We start from the raw sequence: 17,045 nt of genomic DNA, 5'->3' as shown, positions 1-17,045 counted from the left end.
CCGGCGTGGTCACTTGGACGGGCGGTCGGAAACGGCCGCCGCGGTGCCGGCCTCCGTTCCCGGCAGGGCGCCCGCGTCGAGCAGTACCCCGTGGACGTGGTCGGTCAGCTCGGGCAGCGTCGGGTACTCCAGTACGACGGTCGGTGCCAGGCGGACCCGGGTGAACGCGCTGAGCCGGTTGCGGACCTGTACGGCGGAGAGCGAGTCGAAGCCCAGCTCGCTGAAGGCGCGTTCGACGGGGAGGTCGGCCGGGTCCGGGAAACCCAGGACGGCCGCGATCTCGGCGCGGATCAACCCGGCCAGCAGGGCGGGACGTTCGGGTGCCGCGACAGCGGCGAGCCGCTCCCGCCAGGCACCGGGCGTCCGCGCGGCGCCGTCCGGGGGCGCCGCCTGGACCGCGGCCGGGCCGCGCGCCGACAGGTCGGCGAGGACGGCCGGCGCACCGGGCCCCGCCACGGCCGGCAGGTCCAACGGCAGCGGCACCAGCAGCGGTTCCGGGCGGCGCATCGCGGCGTCCAGGAGGGCGATGCCCTCCCGCTCGCCGACGGGCAGCACCCCGCCCTCCCGCAGCCGCTCCGGCGCCACCCGGCCCGCCATGCCCGGCGCGCCCGCCGTGTCCCACGGCCCCCAGGCCAGCGACTGCGCGGGCAGGCCGCGGGCCACCCGGTACCGGGCCAGCGCGTCGAGGAACCCGTTCGCGGCGGCGTAGTTCGACTGCCCCGGCCTGCCGAGCACACCCGCGGCCGAGGAGTAGAGCACGAAGGCGGCCAGACCGAGGTCCTTCGTCGCCTCGTGCAGATGCCAGGCACCGTCCGCCTTCGGCGCGAGCACGGCCCCGAGCCGCTCGGGCGTCATGGCCTCCGCCACGCCGTCGTCCACCACGCCGGCCAGATGGAAGACGGCGGTGAGCGGCGGCCGGCAGGACGCGACCAGCGCGTCCACGGACGCCCGGTCGCCCACGTCGCACGCCACCACGCCCACGTCGGCGGCCAGTTCGCCCGCCCAGTCCGGCACCTTCCCGCCACGGCCGGCCAGCAGCAGACGCCGGACCCCGCGTTCGGCGACCAGGTAGCGGGCCAGACTCGCCGCGAGCGCGCCGGTGCCGCCCGTGACGAGCACGGTCCCTTCGGGATCCAGTTCGACGGGCTCCGCGGTCGGCGGATCGGCGAGGGCCAGCCGGGGCGCCAGGACGACCCCGTCCCGCAGGGCCACTTCCGGCTCGCCGGTGCGCAGGGCCGCCGCCAGGCCCTCCTCCGCCGCTGTGGCGCCGCCCTGCCGGTCGACCAGCACGATCCGGCCGGGATGCTCCGACCCGGCGCTGCGGACCAGCCCGGCGACGGCGGCCTCGGCCAGGTCGGGGGAGTCTCCGGTGGCGTTCCCGGTGAGCACCACCAGCCGGCCCGGCCGTGTGCCGGCGGTCCAGTCCCGCACTCGCTCCAGCACGGCGCCGAGCAGCCCGCGCACCCGGTCGGGCAGGGGCGTGCCCGGGGGCAGCGCGGCAGCCAGCCGCGCCACGTCGAGCACCTCGTGCTCAGGGCTCACGGCGTCGGCGGGCGACGTGGTGCCGGCCGGTGCCATGGGGCCGGCCGGGGGCACCGGCCGCCAGACGAGACGGTAGGTCTCGGCCGGTGGTCGTGTGGACGCCGGGATCGGCCGGGTGACGACGGACTCGACGGCGGCGAGCGGCTGCCCGGCCCCGTCGGTGACGGTGACGCCGAACTCGTCCGGGCCAAGCCGTCGTACGACTGCGCGCCCCGCGGCGGCACCGGCCGCGTGCACCGTCACCCCGGAGCAGGCGACCGGCGCCCTCGGCTCACCCGGCTCCTCGGCCAGCAGCGCGGCGTGCAGTGCCGCGTCGAACAGGGCCGGGTGCAGGGTGTACGACCGCGCGGTCGCCGCCTCAGCGGGCGGCAGCGCCAGTTCGGCGAAGGTCTCGCCGTCCCGGTGCCACAGCGCGGTCACCGCGCGGAACGCGGGCCCGTAGCCGTGGCCGTGGGCGGCGAGGCGTTGGTAGTCGACGGCGAGCGGTTCCGCGTCCACCGGTGGCCACGCGTCGGACGCGCCGGTGGGCGGTGTCTCGGCCGGGGCGGTCGCCGCGGTGGCGTGCCGGGTCCACGGTCCCGGCGTGCCGGCCGGCCTGGCCCAGACGGTGACGGGCCGCCCGCCCGTCGCGTCCGGCGCCCCGGCCACCACCTGCACCTGGATCTCCTGCCCCGGCGCGAGGACGAGCGGTGCGTGCAGGGCCAGCTCGGTCAGCCGGACCGGCCCGGCGGAGCCGTCGGCCCGGGCCGCCAGCTCGGCGAAGACGGTCGCGGGCACCACCACCCGGCCGCCGATCACGTGGTCGGCCAGCCAGGGATGCCGGTCGGCGGACAGCACGGCGGTGTGCCGGATCGCGGGCCCGTCGGCATCGGGCACCGCCTCGCCCAGCAGCGGATGCCCAGATCCGGCCGGCCGCGCCTGGCCGGACCCGGTCGGCTGCCGGGCGGCGTCCAGCCAGTAGCGCTGCCGCCGGAAGGGGTGCGTGGGCAGTGGGCGCCGCCGGGCACCGGAGCCGGCGTACACCGACCGCCAGTCCACCTCCGTCCCCCGCACGTGCAACGCGGCCAGTGCCTCCACCGTCGTCCGGGCGTCGGCGCACGACGCGATCAGCGCCCCCGCGTCCGGGCCGACGCACTCCTCGGCCGCCACGCCGAGCGCGGCGGACGGGCCCGCCTCGACGAAGGCCGTGACGCCGTCTCCGGCGAGCACACCCACCGCGTCGGCGAACCGGACCGTCTCGCGTGCCTGCCGCACCCAGTGCTCGGCGGTGGCGAGCGCGTCCGTCTCCGCGCGTCCGGTGAGCGTGGACACGACCGGCACGGACGGCCGCCGGTAGGTCACCGACTCGGCGACCGCACGGTACTCGGCCAGCACCGGGTCGAGGAGCGGCGAGTGGAAGGCATGGCTGACCCGCAGCCGGCGCTGCGGCCGTCCCACGGCGGCGGCCAGCGCCGTCACCACGTCCTCGGGACCGGAGAGCACGACCGACTCCGGCCCGTTGACCGCCGCGACCGCGACCGACCGCCCGGGAACCCGGTCCAGCAGCGGCGTCACCTCGGCCAGCGGCGCCCGCACCGCGATCATCGCGCCGCCGGCCGGCAGGGCTGCCATCAGCCGCCCGCGGGCGGCGACCAGCCGTACCGCGTCGGCGCGGGAGAACACTCCGGCGACATGCGCGGCGGCCAGTTCGCCGACCGAGTGCCCGGCCAGACGGTCCGGCCGTACGCCGAAGCCCGCGAGAAGCGTGTGCAGGGCCACCGCGTAGGCGAAGAGCGCGGGCTGCGCGTAGTCGGTGCGGTCCAGCAGGTCCGGGTCGTCGACCGCCGCCGGCAGGGGGCGGTCCAGCCAGGGGGCGAACTCCTCGCACAGGCGGGTGAACGCCGCGTCGAAGGCCGGGAACGCCGCCCGCAGGTCGCGGCCCATCCCCGGGCGCTGGGCTCCCTGGCCGGGGAAGAGGAGGGCCACCTTCGGGTGTGAGCGCGCGGTGCCCCGCAACAGCGCCGGACCGTCGAGGCCGGCGGCCAGGTCGCGCACCCCGCCGAGCAGGTCCGCGGCGTCCGGGGCCAGGACGGCGGCCCGGTGCGTCAGCGGTGCCCGGGTCGTGGCCAGCGAGAACGCGACGTCCAGGGCGTCCGGGTCCGCGCGTACGCCGGCCAGTTCCTCCGCCAGCCTCGCCGCATGCGCGCGCAGCCCGGCCTCGTCGCCGCCGCCGACCAGCCAGGGCATCACCGGCAGCCGGGAGGCCCGCGGCGCGGCCGTCGCCGTATCTCCGGCCGCGTCGGTGTCCGGCGGCTCCTCGATGATCACGTGGGCGTTGGTGCCGCCGATACCGAACGACGAGACCGCCGCCCGGCGCGGACGGTCGCGCCGCGGCCACGGGCGGGCCCGGTCCAGCAGCCGTACCGCACCGCCGGACCAGTCGACGTGCGGCGACGGCCGCTCCGCGTACAGCGAGGCGGGCAGCTCGGCGTGGCGCATCGCCTCGATCATCTTGATCAGGCCCGCCATCCCCGACGCCGCCTGGGTGTGCCCCAGGTTCGACTTCACCGAGCCCAGCCACAGCGGGTCCGCCGGGTCACGTCGCTGTCCGTAGGTCGCGAGCAGGGCGCCCGCCTCGATCGGGTCGCCGAGCGCGGTGCCGGTGCCGTGCCCCTCGACCGCGTCGACGTCCGTCCCGTCCAGCCCGGCGTCGGCCAGCGCCCGCCGGATCAGGTCCCGCTGCGCCGCACCGCTGGGGGCGGTCAGGCCGTTCGACGCGCCGTCCGAGTTGACGGCGGAACCGCGCAGCACCGCCAGCACCGGATGGCCGTTGCGGCGGGCGTCCGACAGCCGCTCCAGCAGCACCGCACCGACGCCCTCGGCCCACGCAGTGCCGTCCGCGCCCGCGGCGAACGACCGGCAGCGCCCGTCCGGCGACAGCCCGCGCAGCCGGCTGAACACGATGAACGGCTGCGGGGCCGACAGCACCGTCACCCCGCCCGCCAGCGCCAGCGAACACTCCCCGGCCCGCAGCGACCGGGCCGCCAGGTCCAGCGCGACCAGCGAGGACGAACACGCCGTGTCCAGCGTCAGCGCCGGACCGCGCAGCCCGAGGGTGTACGCGATCCGGCCGGACGCCACGCTCGGCGACGAACCGATGCCGAGCTGGGCCTCCAGCTCGCCGTGCGCCCCGCCGCGGCCGTACCCACCGGCGTGCATCAGGCCGACGAACACGCCGGTGTCCGTGCCGCGCAGCTCCGGCGCCGGGACACCCGCCCGTTCGAAGGTCTCCCAGGCGACCTCCAGCAGCAGCCGCTGCTGGGGATCGGTGGCCAGCGCCTCGCGGGGCGACATCCCGAAGAACAGCGGGTCGAAGTCCGCGACCCCGTCGAGGAACCCGCCGCGGCGGGTGTACGTCGTCCCGGGCCGGTCGGGGTCGGGATGGTGCAGCGACGCGAGGTCCCAGCCCCGGTCGTCCGGGAACTCACCGGTGGCGTCCCGCCCTTCGGCCACCAGCCGCCACAGGTCCTCCGGAGAACCCACACCGCCCGGAAACCGGCAGCCGGCCGCCACGATCGCCACCGCCTCGGCCCCCGGCCCACGCCACGCGCCACTGCGGGCCGTCGCGCCCCGCGCGGTCTCGTCGCTCCTGTCCGGCTCGGTCCCGGCCGTCGCGCCCTGCGCGGTCCCGGTTGTCCCATCCCGCACGGCCCCGTCCGGCGGCGTCTGCCGCGTGGGCCCTGCGGTCCCGTCCGGCGCGGCCCCGTCGGCCCCGTCCGGCCGGGGCCCGCTCGGCACGTCCCGCGGGGAACCCGCCGTCCCGTGCAGCAGCGTGTCCAGGTGGGTGGCGACCGCGGCCGGGCTCGGGTGGTCCCAGACCAGCGTGGCCGGCAGGCGCAGGCCGGTGCGGGCGGTGAGGCGATGCCACAGGGTCATGGCGTCCAGCGACGTCAGGCCGAGATCGGTGAACGCCGTGCCCGGATCGGCGGCATCACCCCGGATCGCCGCCGTCTCCGCGCACACCAGGTCGGTCAGGGCGGCCCGCCGCTCACCGGGCGTCCGTTCCGCCAGTTCGGCGAGGCCAGGATCGGCCGGGCGGTCGGCGAGGGCCCCGCGCAGCAGGGCCCGGCGCGGCTTGCCGCCGGAGGTGCGCGGCACCGCCGGGATCAGCAGCACCTCCTCGGGCACCTTGTGCGCGGAGAGCACCGCCGCGCAGCCGCGCAGCAACGGCACCGGATCGAGGTCCGGGCGGTCCGGGACCACGAACGCCACCGGAACCTCACCGAGCAGCGGATGGGCCCGCCCGACCACGGCCGCGTCCCGTACCCCGGGCAGGCCGCACAGCACCCGCTCCACCTCGGCCGGGTCGACGTTCTCGCCGCCGCGCACGATACGGTCGCCGGCCCGGCCGGTGACGGTCAGGAACCCGCGCTCGTCGAGCCGGCCCAGGTCACCCGTGCGGTACCAGCCGTCGCGCAGGGCGGCGGCGGTCTCCTCGGGCCGGCCGTGGTAGCCGAGCATGACACCGGGGCCGCGGACCCAGATCTCGCCGTCCGGTCCGGCGCCCTCCACCGGGACGATCCGTACCTCCATGCCGGGCAGCGGTACCCCGCTGCTGCCGGGCACCCGGGGCCCGGCGGGCGACTCCACGGCGATCTTGCCGCAGGTCTCGGTACTGCCGTAGCCGTCCAGCAGCGGGGCACCGAACCGTGCCTCGGCCGCCTCGCGCAGCTCCGGATCGCTGGGCGCGCCGGCCGTGACGCACAGCCGCAGCGAGGGCACCGTGCCCAGTCCGGCGTCCAGCAGCTGCCGGTAGGTGACCGGTACCCCGGCGAGGACGGTCGGCGCGTACTCCTCGACCAGCCGGACCAGGGCCGCCGGCTCCCGGGGCGTGGTGATCCGGGCGCTCGCCCCGGCCATGGTGGTGCCGAGGACGCAGAGCGAGTGGGCGTAGGCGTGCGTGAGGGGCAGCGGCCACAGGACGCGGTCCGCCGCCGACAGCCCGAGCCGGGGCAGATAGCAGGCGGCCGAGGACCACAGTGCCGACCGCTGGCTGGAGACCGCCGCCCGGGCGGTGCCGGAGGTCCCTGAGGTGTAGAGCAGCCAGGCCGGCTCGTCCAGGCCGAGGTCGTCGGGGGGAGCGGACGACGGCTGCGCGGCCAGCGCCTCCCAGGCGACCGTTCCGGCGGGTACCGGTCCCTCGCCGGTGACCAGCAGCCGGACGGGCCGCTCTGCCGTCAGCCGCGTGATCCGTGGCAGGTTGTGCCGGTCGGTGACCAGCACGGCCGGACCGCAGTCGGCCAGCAGCCCGGCGAGCTCGGCGTCCGTGGCGCGGGCACCCAGCGGCACCCCGACCGCACCGGCCCGGACCGTGGCGAGCAGTCCTTCGACCAGTTCCACGCCGTCGCCCAGGCAGAAGGCCACCCGGGCCCCGCGCCGGACCCCCAGCCCGGCCGCCAACCGGCCGGTCCTGCGCTCCAGCTCGGCCCAGCCCACCGCCCGCCGGTCGTCGGCGAAGGCGACCTTCCCGCCATGCCGCGCGGAGTTCTCGACGAGCAACTCCGCAACGGGCCGTACCGCCACCGCGCGCTCCACTCCCACCAGGCCCCCCTTGGTGCAACAACCGTGCCGGCCATCCCTGTCGGCGACCCTACGGACGACCGCACCGCGGACGTACGCGGCTCGCTGGGCCGGGCGTTCTCCCAGTAGGAGGGCCCTGCCGGGGCCGGGGTTGCAACGCCTGCGCGACCGGCGTTTTCTGGAAGTATCCGATGGTGAAACAAGAGCGCCCAGGGTTGCGGCACGGACCGGGGGCTCTGTCCCGGCTGTCTCCCACGGCCAGGCCTCGGTCCGCGTGGTCCGCCGTAGCCCGGTGTTCGACGCGGAGGTGAGCCTGGTGAAAGCCGTCGTCTACGAGAAGCCCTTCTCTGTCACGATCAGGGATGTCGACGATCCCCGGATACAGCACCCGAACGATGTGCTGGTACGGGTCACGTCGACCGCCATCTGCGGATCCGACCTGCACATGTACGAGGGGCGCACGGCCGCCGAGGCGGGGATCGTCTTCGGGCACGAGAACCTCGGCATCGTCGAGGAGACCGGCTCCGGCGTGACCTCCCTGTCCGAGGGCGACCGGGTCGTCATGCCCTTCAACGTCGCCTGCGGTTTCTGCAAGAACTGCCTGGCCGGCAAGACCGGCTTCTGCCTCACGGTCAATCCGGGCTTCGCCGGCGGAGCCTACGGCTATGTGGCCATGGGTCCCTACAAGGGCGGCCAGGCGGAGCTGCTGCGGGTGCCGTTCGCCGACTTCAACTGCCTGAAGCTGCCGCCGGGCAACGAGTTCGAGACCGACTTCGTGCTGCTCGCCGACATCTTCCCGACCGGCTATCACGGCTGTGAGCTGGCCCGGGTGTCCCCGGGCGAGAGCGTCGCCGTCTTCGGCGCCGGCCCGGTGGGGCTGATGGCCGCGTACTCCGCGCTGCTGCGGGGTGCGGCCAAGGTGTTCTCCGTCGACCGCGTGCCCGAGCGGCTCGCCAAGGCCGAGCAGATCGGGGCGATACCGATCGACTTCACCCAGGGCGACCCGGCCGAACAGATCAAGGCCCAGACCCGGGGCGAGGGCACGGACAAGGGCGTCGACGCCGTCGGCTACCAGGCCCAGTCGCACGACGCGAGCCACGAGGAGCCCGCCGTCGTCCTGAACACCCTCGTCGAGACGGTACGGCCGACCGGCATGCTCGGCGTACCGGGTCTGTACGTGCCCTCCGACCCGGGTGGACCCGACGAGCACGCCAAACACGGCCAGCTGCTGGTCTCCATCGGCAGGATGTTCGAGAAGGGCCAGCAGATGGGCACCGGGCAGTGCAACGTCAAGCAGTACAACCGCCAGTTGCGCGACCTGATCATCGCGGGGCGGGCCAAGCCCAGCTTCGTGGTCTCCCACGAACTGCCGCTCGAGGACGCACCCGGCGCCTACGAGAAGTTCGACCAGCGGATCGAGGGCTACACCAAGGTCGTCCTGCACCCGGGGCACGCTCTCGCCGCGTAGCACCGGCGCGGAGCGCCAGGAACCGCCTGGGCGGAGGAGGGGCCCGGGGTCAGCCCTACGGCTTCCCCCGGACCCCTCCCGTCACCCGACCGGGATCGCCTCGTCAGCCGCGGCGCCCCGCCGGCGCGTTCCGGTCCTCCCCGGCCGCCGGCGTGTCGCCGTCGGGTTCCGGGCCCGTGACCGCCGCCGGCTCCGCCCGGTCGGCGTGGCCCGGCCACCACGCCGCGTGGCCGATCAGCGCCGTGAGGCTCGGGGTGAAGAACATCGCCATGACGAAGGCGGCCACCGCGATACCGAAGGAGACCGCGAAACCCATCTCCGTGAGCAGCGCGTTGCCCGCCAGCATCATCGTGGCGAAGGTCGCCGCCAGGATGAAGCCGGCGGCGGCCACGGTCGGCCCGGCGTGCCGCAGCGCCATGCCGGCCGCCTCGCGCGGCTCCCGGCCCTCGCGGGCCTCCTCACGGAGCCGGGCGATCATGAGGATGTTGTAGTCCGTGCCGATGGCGACCACGAAGAGATACATGATCACCGGGAGCATGAACATCAGACCCGGCTTGTTCTGCGCGTCCTGGAAGATCCAGACCGTGGCACCGAGTGTCGAGCCGAAGCCGAGCCCGACCGAGGCGATCAGGTACCAGGGGGCGACCACACTGCGCAGCAGCAGCCCCAGGATCACCATGATCAGCAGGGCGGCGACGGGGAACACCGTCCGGTAGTCGTGGTTGACCGCCGAGTCGATGTCCTTGTAGATCGAGGACATGCCGCCGACGAGGGCCTCGGTCCCCTCGGGAGCACCGGCGTGCGCGACGTCCCGCACCCGGCCGACGGCGTCTATCGCCTTGTCCGTGGACGCCTCGTACTTGAGGGTGACGGAGAAGTCCGCCGTGGTACCGGCCTTGTTCACCTGGGCCATCCGGGCGCTCGCCACGCCGTCCACGGCCCCCAGCTTCGACGCGTACGCGTCGAAGGACGACGTGTCCAGCGGCTTGCCGTCGGTGCTGGAGAGGTAGACGTCGGTGGGCGCGGCGGCACCGGCCGAGTACGCCTTCTGCATCTGGTCCTGGACGACCATGGACTCCTTGGTCTTGGGCATCGAGCCCGAGGCCAGGTCGAACGTGGCGTGGTAGCCCAGGGTGCCCAGCGACAGCGCGACCAGGACCAGTCCCGAGGCCGCCGCGGTCAGCCCCGGACGGCGCTGCACACCCCGGCCCAGGGCCGCGAACCGGGCGTTCGTCGGCTCCTTCTGCCAGGACTTGGACGGCCAGAACACCTTCGGGCCGATCAGCGAGACCACGGCCGGGATCAGCGTCAGCCCCGCGATCAGGGTGACGGAGACCGCGATGGCCAGGGCCGGGCCCATCTGCTTGAGGAAGCCCAGCGTGGAGAGCACCAGCGCGAGGAAGGCGATGATGACGGCGCCGGCCGCGGAGGCGATCGCCTCACCGACCCGGCCGACCGCGTTGACCATGGCCTCCTTGGGTTCGTCGCCGCCGCGCAGGCGTTCGCGGTAGCGGAACATCAGGAACAGGAAGTAGTCCGTGCCCACGCCGAACAGCACGACGATCAGGATCGACGACACGGAACTGTTGGCCTGGAGGTCGAACAGCTTGGTGGCGTACGCGATCAGCCCGTTGGCGATGGCGGACACCACGCCGATCACCACCAGGGGCAGGAAGGCCAGGATCGGCGCCCGGAAGATGATCAGCAGCGTGACCAGGATGATCACGAAGGTGCCGATGCCGATCAGCGCCTCACCGCGCTTGGACGAGTCCTGCTGGTCGAGGGCCTGCGCGGCCGAACCGCCCAGCTTCACCTCCAGGTCGGTGCCCTTGGCCAGTTGTTTCACGTCGTCGCGCAACACCTTGGCCGCGTCCGCCTGTACGGGCTGACCGGCCTTCTTGCTGTCCATCTGCACCAGGATCAGGTCGTACCTGCCGTCCTTCGACGGCTGGCCGGGGACGACCTTCTGGACCTGGTCGATGTGCTTGCCGCCCAGCTCGGTGGCGAACCGGGCGACGTCCTTCTTGTCCGCGGCGGTGAGCTTGCCGCCGTCGGTGCGCTGGTACAGCGCGATCGCGGACGGGGTGAAGGCGCTGGGGAACGCCTTCGCCTGGAGATCGGCGGCCTTGATGGACTCGTAACTCTTGGGCAGGAAGCTGCTCTCGTCGCTGTTCGAGGGCAGGCTCGGGGCGGTGGCTACGATCGCCACCGCCGCGATCAGCCATGCCACGATCGTCCAGACTGGATGTCGGACGACGGCACTGCCAATTCGTCGGAACATGCGGAAGGTCCTCCTGGGTAGGAAGATCACCGCAGCCCGGGGAGCGGACCCTGGCATCGGCGACCCCGACCGGCCCGCATCCGACGAGCCGGTCGATTGGTTGTCTTGACGCCATATGTTAGGGATCAGCTGTGAAGATCGGTCCAGTGGGTTTTCCGCGGCGCCCTTGACTGCGCCTTTCCGGGCGTCTCTTCCGGGCGTCTTCGCTGGGTGACTCTCTTCGGCGTCTCTGTTGGGCGTTTTTCCAGGCGTTCGCAGGCGGCCCTGTCGTCTGTACGGCGGCGGTCCGGTCCGCGACCATCGAAGGCGTGATCGCCGCACCGCCGCCCGTCACCGAAAGGCCGAACCATGCCGACGACCGGTCAATGGCAGCTGCGGGCCGCGTTCGCGGCGCGGCTGTCGGAGATGTACGGGCGGGAGGTGCCCGCCTACACGACGCTGGTGGACGTCTCCCGCGAGGTCAACGAGGACGTGCTGCGCGCCCGCGGTGCCGACGCCGAACGCCTCGGCTCCATCGGCCGGGTCACCGCCGAGCGGCACGGCGCCATCCGCGTCGGCACACCGCGTGAACTGCGGCAGGTCGCCCGCGTCTTCGGCGCCCTCGGCATGCACCCGGTCGGCTTCTACGACCTGCGCGAGGCCGCGGCCAGCGCCGTCCCCGTCGTCTCCACCGCCTTCCGCCCGGTCGACGGCGAGGAACTCGCCCGCAACCCCTTCCGCGTGTTCACCTCCCTGCTCACCCCGGCCGACCCCCGCTTCTTCGATGCGGACCTGCGCGCCCGCCTGGAGACCTTCCTCGCCGCCCGCGAACTCTTCCCGCCGGAGCTGCTCACGCTGGCCGACCGCGCCGCGGCCGACCGCGGACTGCCGGCGGAGGACGCCGAACGTTTCCTGCACCTGGCCGTGCAGGCCTTCGAGTTGTCGGCCGAGCCGGTGGACCGCGCCTGGTACCGGACCCTGGAGAAGGTGTCCGCCGTCGCCGCCGACATCGGCGGCGTCCGCAGCACCCACATCAACCACCTCACGCCGCGCGTCCTGGACATCGACGAGCTGTACCGCCGCATGACGGACCGCGGCATCGAGATGATCGACACCATCCAGGGCCCGCCGGCCTGGCCGGGCCCCGACGTCCTGCTGCGCCAGACCTCCTTCCGCGCTCTGGCCGAACCCCGTCCGATGCGCACCGAGGACGGCAGCGTCGTCAGCGGCGCCCTGCGGGTGCGCTTCGGCGAGGTCGAGGCCCGCGGCATCGCCCTCACCCGCGCGGGACGCGCTCGGTACGACGAACTCCTCGGGCGTGTCGACGAAGAGGCGGCCCGGCACCCCGAGGCGGCCCGCGGCGACCTCGCACGCGCCGTGTGGGAGCGGCACCTGCCCGACAGCGAGGAGGAACTGGCGGCCCAGGGGCTGGCGTACTTCACCTACCGGGTCGCCGACGACCGGCCGCTCGACGGCCGTACCCCGCCCACCGGCATCGCCGAACTGGTGCGGCAGGGCTGGGTGCGCGCCGAACCCGTCGTCTACGAGGACTTCCTGCCCCGCTCCGCCGCCGGCATCTTCCAGTCCAACCTCGGCGCCGAGGGCACCCGCGACAACAGCCTCCAGGGCACCGCCTACGACGCCGACTGGCTCTCCGGAGCCGTCGGACGCGAGGTCCTCGACCCCTTCGCCCTCTACGAGCAGCAGCAGAACCGCTCCCTCGCCGGGGCCGCCCGGACCCTCGGCCTCACCGACCCCGTCAGCTGACCCCGCCCACCCCCGGAGGACCAGGATGACCAGCACCGCGCTGCCCACCACGGACGAGCTGCGCGCCCGCGCCCGGGCCTGCCTGCGGAACATCGGTGCGGAGGCCACCGAGGGCGACGACCTCCCGGCCCGCACCCCCGTCACCGGCGAGCACCTCTTCGGCCTGCGGGCGGCCACCGCCACCGACGTCGACGAAGCCCTCTCGGCCGCCCGCGCCGCCTTCCTGACCTGGCGCACCACCCCGGCCCCGCGCCGCGGTGACCTGGTCCGCCGCCTCGGCGAACTGCTGCGCGAGCACCAGGGCGACCTGGCCGACCTCGTCACCGTCGAGGCCGGCAAGATCCGCTCCGAGGCGCTCGGCGAGGTCCAGGAGATGATCGACATCTGCGACTTCGCGGTCGGCCTGTCCCGCCAGCTGTACGGCCGTACGATCGCCTCCGAACGCCCCGGCCACCGCCTGGCCGAGACCTGGCACCCGCTCGGCGTGGTCGGTGTCGTCTCGGCCTTCAACTTCCCCGTGGCCGTCTGGTCCTGGAACACCGCCGTCGCCCTGGTCTGCGGCGACACCGTGGTCTGGAAGCCCTCGGAACTCACCCCGCTGACCGCTCTGGCCTGCCACCACCTGCTGGCCCGCGCCGCCGAGGAGACCGGCGCCCCGCGCGACGTCCACCGCCTGCTGCTCGGCGACCGCACGGTCGGCGAGCGGCTCGTCGACGACCCGCGGGTGGCCCTGGTCAGCGCCACCGGCTCCACCCGGATGGGCCGCGAGGTCGGCCCGCGCGTCGCCGCCCGCTTCGGCCGCAGCCTGCTGGAACTCGGCGGCAACAACGCCGCGATCGTCGCCCCCTCCGCCGACCTCGACCTCGCCGTCCAGAGCATCGTCTTCGCCGCCGCGGGCACGGCCGGCCAGCGCTGCACCACCCTCCGCAGGCTCATCGTCCACCGCTCCGTCGCCGACACCCTCGCCGAGCGCCTGACCGCCGTCTACGGCAGGCTCCCCGTCGGCAACCCCTTCGACGCCGCGACCCTCGTCGGCCCGCTCATCACCACCGGTGCCCTCGACCGCATGCGGCAGGCCCTCAGCCGTGTCCAGGCCGAGGGCGGCAAGGTGCTGGCCGGCGGCAACCGCCGCCTGGCCGAGGCGGCACCCGCGGCGGCCTACACCGAACCCGTCCTGGTCCGCGTCGACGAACAGACCGACGTCGTACGGGAGGAGACCTTCGCACCCATCCTGTACGTCCTCGCCTACGACACCCTCGACGAGGCGATCGCCCTCCACAACGACGTCCCGCAGGGCCTGTCCTCCAGCATCTTCACCCGCGACCAGCAGGAGGCGGAGCTCTTCCTCTCGGCCGCCGGCTCCGACTGCGGCATCGCCAACGTCAACATCGGCACCTCCGGGGCCGAGATCGGCGGCGCCTTCGGCGGCGAGCAGGACACCGGCGGCGGCCGGGAGTCCGGCTCCGACGCCTGGAAGGCGTACATGCGCTCCGCCACCAACACGGTCAACTACTCCGGCGCACTCACCCTGGCCCAGGGCGTCAGCTTCCTCTGACCCCCGGGTCGCCGAACGCCTCCGTGCCCGGATCACCGTGACCGTCCCCGGCCGCCCCGGCCGCTCCCTCGGGCAGCAGGAAGGCGGTCAGCGCGGCCGTGTCGTCCTGCAACTGGTCGCCGCTGTAGGCCAGCAGGTCCTGGTGGAGCCGTTCCAGCAGCTCCGGGGGCGGCATCGGCCCCCACGAACGCACCCGCTGGAGCAGCGGGTAGAAGTCGCCGGCGGGATCCCGGGTCTCCGTGACCCCGTCCGTGTACAGGAGCAGCTGGTCGCCGGGGCCGAAGGGGTAGGTCTCGGCGCGGTAGGGATCCCCGACGAGCATGCCGAGGTTCAGCGGCGGACCCGGCTGCCCCCGGTCCAGTTCGCTCACCTCGCCGGGGCGGATGAGCAGCGGCGGCGGATGGCCGCAGTTGAGGATGCGGACGATCCGCTCGCCCTCGGGGATCTCGGCGAAGACGGCGGTCACGAACCGCTCGCCCAGCTCGGTCCCGCCCAGCCAGTCGGCCCGGCGGCTCATGCTGGTGTCCACCCGCTCCACCAGCGCACACAGGTCGGGTTCGTCGTGCGCGGCCTCACGGAACGCGCCGAGCATCGCCGCCGCGGTCTCCACCGCGAGCAGCCCCTTGCCCCGCACGTCCCCGATGAGCAGCCGTACCCCGTACGCGGTGGGGACCGCCTCGAAGAGGTCGCCGCCGATGCGTGCCTCCGCGGCGGCCGACAGGTAGAAGCTTTCGAGGAGCAGGTTCCCGATCCGGTGCGGGACCGGTCTGAGCAGGACGCGTTGCGCGATCTCGGCCACGAACCGGACATCGGCCAGGGTGCGTTCACGGCGGATCCGGTGCGCCGCCAGAATCGTGCCGAGCGCGCCCACCAGGGCCGTACACGCGTAGGCGGCCACGTAGTGCCGTTCCCAGACGTAGCCGACGGAGCGCCCCGCGCAGCACGGGGTTCCGGCCAGTAAAAGTTCGAGGCCGATGGCGAAGGCGGTGGCGACGGCGACGACGACGGGCGGGTGCGCGAAGGCGGTCACCAGGGGCAGGGCGATCAGTACGAAACTCACCGGCCACTGCACCGGGGTCACCGGTTCGATCAGCAGTACGGCGGCCACGTACAGGACCGGAAGCCAGCGCATCCACGCGGGGGGCGCGGGCAGTGGAGGGTTGGGACCGTCGTACCTCACCCGGGACTCCTGGCATACGAATCTAGACAAGACACCCAGCCTCCCGGGCAGCCGCCCGCAATGCCGGTGATTGCTCCACTCAGCGGCATGTTACGAAGTCCGCGGCAGCATTCGAGTCATGGATCGAAACATTCGATGATTCTGAGCTTCGTCAGTTGATCTCCTTCGCGCCTCCTTCTGGCCTTTTCGATCTTCGATGTGTTCCATGCACGCTCCAACAGCGGAGATGCTCGGCCTGGTTGACCGAAGGTTTCGAAATAACTACCGAAACTGTTGACAGGTGACATGCGCAGACCAAAACTCCGGACCAGGCCACACCCGCACAGGCCACACGAGGAGGCATCCCATGAACCCGCTCGACCACGCCCTGAGCCGCAGGAGCGCCGGCGCCCTGCTGCTGGGCGCCACCGCCGGCCTGGCCCTGCCCGGCACCGCCCGGGCCGCCACCGTCGTCACCACGAACCAGACCGGCACCAACAACGGCTACTACTCGTTCTGGACCGATGCACAGGGCACGGTCTCCCTGACCCTCGGCTCCGGCGGCAACTACGGCACCAGCTGGAGCAACACCGGCAACTTCGTCTGCGGCAAGGGCTGGAGCACCGGCGCCCGCCGCAACGTCACCTACTCGGGCAGCTTCAGCCCCTCCGGCAACGGCTATCGAACACTTGTCCAGTGCTCCGCCCTTCAGGGGGGACGTGGAGGGCAACTGGCCCGTAGCGGCCCGGATGGGCGAAGCGGCATGGCTAGGATCGCCTTGTCCGACGACGAAGTCGTGGGACCTACCGCCGGACGGGCGGGAAGTCAGGCCTGCGGAGGCCGTGTAAGACCGACCTGCACCGGTCGGCGGTGGCCTGTGAAACAGGAACCCATGGTGGTACCGCGTAGCGGTACGGACCGGAATCTCCTGCCCTCGGGCAAGAGAGGGCGTCAATACCAGATCCTCGCGACCGAGGGCTACCAGAGCAGCGGCAGCTGCAGTATCACGGTGGCGTGATGAGCGCCGAAGCGGAGCGCTCGTCACGCCCCCTGGTCGCGACCGCCGCCGCCGTCGCGCTGGCCGCCGCGGGCACCCTCGCCGTCGCCGCCGCCCCGGCCCGCTCCGCCGGCTGCGCGGGCTATGTCGGCCTCACCTTCGACGACGGGCCGTCCACCGCCCACACCCCGGGCCTGCTCAGCGCCCTGAAGGCGAACGGGCTGCGGGCCACCATGTTCAACGAGGGCCAGTACGCGGCGGCCTACCCCGCCCAGGTCAAGGCGGAGGTCAGTGCGGGCATGTGGGTCGGCAACCACAGCTACACCCACCCGCACCTCACCCAGGAGACCCAGGCGCAGATCGACTCGGAGATCTCCCGCACCCAGTCGGCGGTCGCGGCGGCCGGCGGCGGGACACCGTTCCTGTTCCGGCCCCCCTACGGCGAGACCAACGCCACCGTGCGGGCGGTCGAGGCCAAGTACGGGCTCACCGAGATCATCTGGGACGTCGACTCCCAGGACTGGAACGGCGCGAGCACCGACGCGATCGTGCAGGCCGTCTCCCGGCTCACCGGCGGCCAGATCATCCTCATGCACGAGTGGCCGGCCAACACCCTGGCCGCGATCCCGCGCATCGCACAGACCCTCGCGGCCAAGGGACTCTGCTCCGGGCGGATCTCCCCGCAGACGGGCCGCGCCGTCGCACCCTGAGCGACCTGAGAGATCTGAGCGACCTGAG

At 73.7% G+C, this 17,045-nt stretch carries 7 protein-coding genes and 1 pseudogene; 5 read left to right on the top strand and 3 right to left on the bottom strand.

The annotated features are described in order from the left end of the window. Nucleotides 1-9 precede the first annotated feature (9 nt). Nucleotides 10-7,122, bottom strand: a complete 7,113-nt coding sequence (locus tag AB0D74_RS37510) for a type I polyketide synthase (protein ID WP_362596934.1) — start codon at nt 7,120-7,122, stop codon at nt 10-12. Nucleotides 7,123-7,417: 295 nt separating this feature from the next. Here AB0D74_RS37510 and AB0D74_RS37505 point away from each other — a divergent pair, with 295 nt between their 5' ends. Continuing rightward, nucleotides 7,418-8,569 (top strand): glutathione-independent formaldehyde dehydrogenase, encoded by a 1,152-nt coding sequence (locus AB0D74_RS37505; RefSeq protein ID WP_362597151.1) that lies wholly within the window; start codon nt 7,418-7,420, stop codon nt 8,567-8,569. A 103-nt stretch (nt 8,570-8,672) separates the two neighbouring features. On the opposite strand, the gene AB0D74_RS37500 is transcribed toward AB0D74_RS37505, so the two are convergent. Further along, nucleotides 8,673-10,850, bottom strand: coding sequence for an MMPL family transporter (locus tag AB0D74_RS37500; protein ID WP_362596931.1), 2,178 nt, complete (start codon nt 10,848-10,850; stop codon nt 8,673-8,675). A gap of 348 nt (nt 10,851-11,198) precedes the next feature. Between AB0D74_RS37500 and AB0D74_RS37495 the strand changes: the two genes are divergently transcribed. Then, nucleotides 11,199-12,596, top strand: a complete 1,398-nt coding sequence (locus AB0D74_RS37495) for a VOC family protein (RefSeq protein WP_362596928.1) — start codon at nt 11,199-11,201, stop codon at nt 12,594-12,596. A gap of 25 nt (nt 12,597-12,621) precedes the next feature. Next, nucleotides 12,622-14,151, top strand: a complete 1,530-nt coding sequence (locus tag AB0D74_RS37490) for an aldehyde dehydrogenase family protein (protein WP_362596925.1) — start codon at nt 12,622-12,624, stop codon at nt 14,149-14,151. On the opposite strand, the gene AB0D74_RS37485 is transcribed toward AB0D74_RS37490, so the two are convergent. Then, nucleotides 14,138-15,331, bottom strand: a complete 1,194-nt coding sequence (locus tag AB0D74_RS37485; RefSeq protein ID WP_362596922.1) for a PP2C family protein-serine/threonine phosphatase — start codon at nt 15,329-15,331, stop codon at nt 14,138-14,140. The two genes, AB0D74_RS37490 and AB0D74_RS37485, sit on opposite strands and share 14 nt — an antisense overlap. 346 nt (nt 15,332-15,677) lie before the next feature. Here AB0D74_RS37485 and AB0D74_RS37480 point away from each other — a divergent pair, with 346 nt between their 5' ends. Further along, nucleotides 15,678-16,328, top strand: coding sequence for a glycoside hydrolase family 11 protein (locus tag AB0D74_RS37480; protein WP_362596919.1), 651 nt, complete (start codon nt 15,678-15,680; stop codon nt 16,326-16,328). Beyond that, nucleotides 16,328-17,014: pseudogene (locus AB0D74_RS37475) on the top strand (polysaccharide deacetylase family protein); the annotation flags it as partial. The gene AB0D74_RS37480 and the pseudogene AB0D74_RS37475, both read left to right, overlap by 1 nt. Nucleotides 17,015-17,045 lie beyond the last annotated feature (31 nt).

Source organism: Streptomyces sp. NPDC048278, assembly GCF_040652195.1.
GTDB lineage: Bacteria > Actinomycetota > Actinomycetes > Streptomycetales > Streptomycetaceae > Streptomyces.
The sequence above is the reverse complement of the archived record's forward strand: the minus strand, read 5'-3'. Positions and strand labels throughout refer to the sequence as shown.

Excerpts from the sequence above, each read along its gene's own strand:
- AB0D74_RS37495 (WP_362596928.1), top strand. The coding sequence starts at position 11,199 with ATGCCGACGACCGGTCAATGGCAGCTGCGGGCCGCGTTCGCGGCGCGG.
- AB0D74_RS37480 (WP_362596919.1), top strand. The coding sequence starts at position 15,678 with ATGAACCCGCTCGACCACGCCCTGAGCCGCAGGAGCGCCGGCGCCCTG.
- AB0D74_RS37500 (WP_362596931.1), bottom strand. The coding sequence starts at position 10,850 with ATGTTCCGACGAATTGGCAGTGCCGTCGTCCGACATCCAGTCTGGACG.
- AB0D74_RS37490 (WP_362596925.1), top strand. The coding sequence starts at position 12,622 with ATGACCAGCACCGCGCTGCCCACCACGGACGAGCTGCGCGCCCGCGCC.